The 3,174-nt window shown below is 70.1% G+C and carries 3 protein-coding genes; all 3 read right to left on the bottom strand.

The annotated features are described in order from the left end of the window. Positions 1-236: 236 nt before the first annotated feature. Complete coding sequence (locus D183_RS0107225; protein WP_026144273.1) at positions 237-1,946, bottom strand: sensor domain-containing diguanylate cyclase; 1,710 nt, start codon at positions 1,944-1,946, stop codon at positions 237-239. Positions 1,947-2,073: 127 nt separating this feature from the next. Continuing rightward, complete coding sequence (locus D183_RS0107220) at positions 2,074-2,427, bottom strand: hypothetical protein (protein WP_017908416.1); 354 nt, start codon at positions 2,425-2,427, stop codon at positions 2,074-2,076. A 550-nt stretch (positions 2,428-2,977) separates the two neighbouring features. After that, a partial coding sequence (locus tag D183_RS0107215; RefSeq protein WP_017908415.1) for a hypothetical protein occupies positions 2,978-3,174 on the bottom strand: 197 nt, incomplete at its 5' end.

Genomic DNA, 3,174 nt, shown 5'->3' with positions numbered 1-3,174 from the left:
CGCGACCGCGGCGAGCGGTTCGCCCGGGGCGGCATCGCCCGGCGGGCGCGGCTCCGGCGGCAACGCGCCGTTGCCGGGAACGGGCGGCAGGCCATCCTTGCGCGCGGGACCCTGGTCTTTCCAGATGGACATGGGCTGTCGTCTCCAGTCGGGGGAAGCGCGACTATCGCCGCTCTATCGCGTCGATTTTGTGACGCTTTCTTCAAAACCGCGGCACGACCGCGACCGCCGCCGGTTCAGCCCATGCCGTCCAGCGCCGGGTCGTAGGCCTGCACTTGGTTGCGGCCGCAGCGCTTGGCCCGGTACAGCGCCGCATCGGCCTTGCGCAGCAGGGTGGTGGCGACCACGCCGTCGCGCGCATAGCTGGCCACGCCGATCGACATGGTCACCGCCGGCAGCGCCTTGCCGTCCACGGTCGCGCTCAATTGCTGGGCAGCGCTGCGGATCTGTTCGGCGATGGCCTGCGCCTGTTCCGGCCCGGTCTCCGGCAGGATCACCGTGAACTCCTCGCCGCCGTAGCGGCAGGCGATGTCCTCGCCGCGCAGCCGCGTCGACAGCATCTGCCCGACCGCGGCCAGCAGGGCGTCGCCGCCGCCGTGGCCGTGCAGGTCGTTGAACTGCTTGAAATGGTCCACGTCCAGCATCAGCAGCGACAGCGGCATCTGCCGGCGTCCGCAGCGGGCCAGTTCGTGGTTGAGCGATTCTTCCAGGTAGCGCCGATTGAACAGGCCGGTGAGCGGGTCGCGGATCGACTGCAGGCGCAGCGACTCGCGCAGACGCAGGTTGCTCAGCGCCAGCGACAGCTGCTCGGCGGCGGCCTCGGCGATGGCGATGCGCGGCAGTGGACCGGTGCCGCGCCCGGCCAGGAACACAAAGCCCAACTGGGTGCCCTGAGCCGACAACGGGATGCAGGCGGTGCTGGCACCGGCCGCGTACGGATCCTCGCGCAGATGCGCGCAGGCCGAGTCGTGGCCCTGCGCATGCACGAAGTGGCTCTTGTCGCGGCGCAAGGCCCAGCAGTCCTGCGGCGCTACGGCCGGCTCGCTGCCGACCGGCGGCTCGCCCCAACTGACGATTTCCTCGGCGCGGTCGCGCGAGGCGCGCAGCAGATAGACGCTGCCGCCGGCGTCGGGCATCAGCGCGGCGAGCAGGCGTGCGGTCACCGTCAGTGCCTCGGCCGGCTCCACGCAACTCTGCAGCAGGCCGGTATAGCGGCTGAGCGCGTTGAGGTCGGCACTGGTGCGCTCCAGCTCGGTGATGCTGGCTTCCATCTTCTCGTTGGCGACCGAGGCGGCCTGCTCGGCGTTGCTGCGGTTGCGCAGTTCGCGCAGCAGCAGCGCGTACACCACGCCGACGCTGCCCAGGCCGAACGGGATGCCGGCCAGGGCGAGCACCAGCAGCATGTCGGCGCTGCGCTGGTTGGAGGTGTCGCGGCTCTGCAGCAGTTGCAGTTCCACGTCGGTCATCTGCTGTACCTGATCGCGGACCGCGCTGGAGCTCTGGTACACGCTGGGCGCCATCGCCTGCCGCAGCGCCTGCAGGCCGTCGCGCTGGTACACCGCGAGCATCTCCCGCATCTGCCGCAGGCGCGTGTCCATCGACTGCTGCAGCACCTGGATGTTGGCGATCTGCACGGGATTGTCGGAAACCAGCTTGCGCAGCTGCGCCAACTGCCGCGGCACGCGTTCGGCGCTGTCGTAGTAGAGGCTCAGATAGGCCTGGTTGTCGGTCAACTCGTAGCCGCGCAACGAGGATTCGGTCATCAGCAAGGTGGATTGCACCTCGTCGATGTTGCGCAGCACTTCGTGGGTATGCGCGACGCGTGCGGCGTCGGAGATGGCGCGTTGTGCGCCGTAGAACACGCCGGCGCCGATCAGCACGAAGACCGCGGCGGAGAACAGCAGGGCTAGACGGGTCCTGGCCCGCACACGTTGGAGAATCGGCATCGCAAAAGTCTACTGTGACGCCGCAAACGCCTTGGACCGGCGTCACAAAAGACGCCCTGCCGGCACAGCGCGCGGCACGCGCTGCGCGGCAGAGGCCGCCCCCGCATGCACGGGGACGGCCAATGACTCAATGCTGCTCGCGGTCGCCGTTGTGCGGATCTTCGTTGGCGTTCTCGCGTGCCTTGTCGGCGACTTTCTGCGCCGCATTCGCCGTCGCCTCGCTGGCATCGGCCGCCATCTCCTTGGCTGCGGCCGAGGCATCCTTGACGGCATCGGAGTTGGCCGCACGGTGCGCGGCATCGCGCGCGTCGGCGGCGACCTCGCGCCCGGCCTGCGCGACCTGGCCGGCGGCTTCCTTGGCCGCTTCGCCGGTCTGTTCGGCAGCGACCTTGGCGTCGCGTTGTGCCTGCTGCGATTCGGGACCCTGGCAGCCGGCCAGTGCGAGGGCGCCCAGCAGGGCCACGATCGGGGTCTTGTTCATGCGGCTTCTCCGTCCACGGGTGGGTGACGCGGCGCAGCCTAGGCGGACGCGCATGCAGCCTGCGTCAAGGCGAAGCGGTGGCGCGGGGCAGTGTTCAGGAAGGCGCTGTCGATGGTGGGGGAGGCGCCGTGGGGTGGGAGCCAGGCACTGCGATGCGCGCGGCTGCCGTCGCATGCGGGCCATACGGATGTGCGGATGTGCGGCGTCGGCGCGTACGCGCCGCACGTGCATGGCGCGTGGAAGCGGTGCGCATCGACCGTCGCGGGCGGCGGTGCGGCGCGTCGTGCGGGTCATGCGTCGCGCTTGCATACGCGCTACGCGTGGACGACGCAATGGCGCGGACGAATCCTGTGTGCGGGGACGCACGCTTGCGAGGCGACGTCAGCAACGGACGACGGCGCGGCATTCGCGCGAGGTACGCCGCCCTCCGGGAACACGCTGTGCCGGCATGCTGGTGGCGCCGTTGCCGCGCTGCCCGGCAAACGCCAGGCAAAGAAAAAGCCGCTGGCGGACCAGCGGCTCTTTCAGGACTGCAAAAAGCGAGAAGTGATTACTTCTTGGCTTCCTGAGCAGCGTCCTTCGCCTTTTCGGCGGTGTCTTCCGCAGCCTTGGCGGTGTCGGCAGCCTTGTCGGCAGCGGCATCGGTCGGGGCAGCGGCGGCAGCGGCCGAAGCGTCGGCAGCGGTGTTGGCGGCGGTCGCGGCGGTGTCGGCAGCGGCCTGAGCGGCGTCGGCGGTCGGGGCGCCGG

This window comes from Xanthomonas sp. SHU 199 (assembly GCF_000364665.1).
GTDB classification, from domain to species: Bacteria; Pseudomonadota; Gammaproteobacteria; order Xanthomonadales; family Xanthomonadaceae; genus Xanthomonas_A; species Xanthomonas_A sontii.
This window is presented reverse-complemented; position numbering and strand designations above follow the sequence as displayed.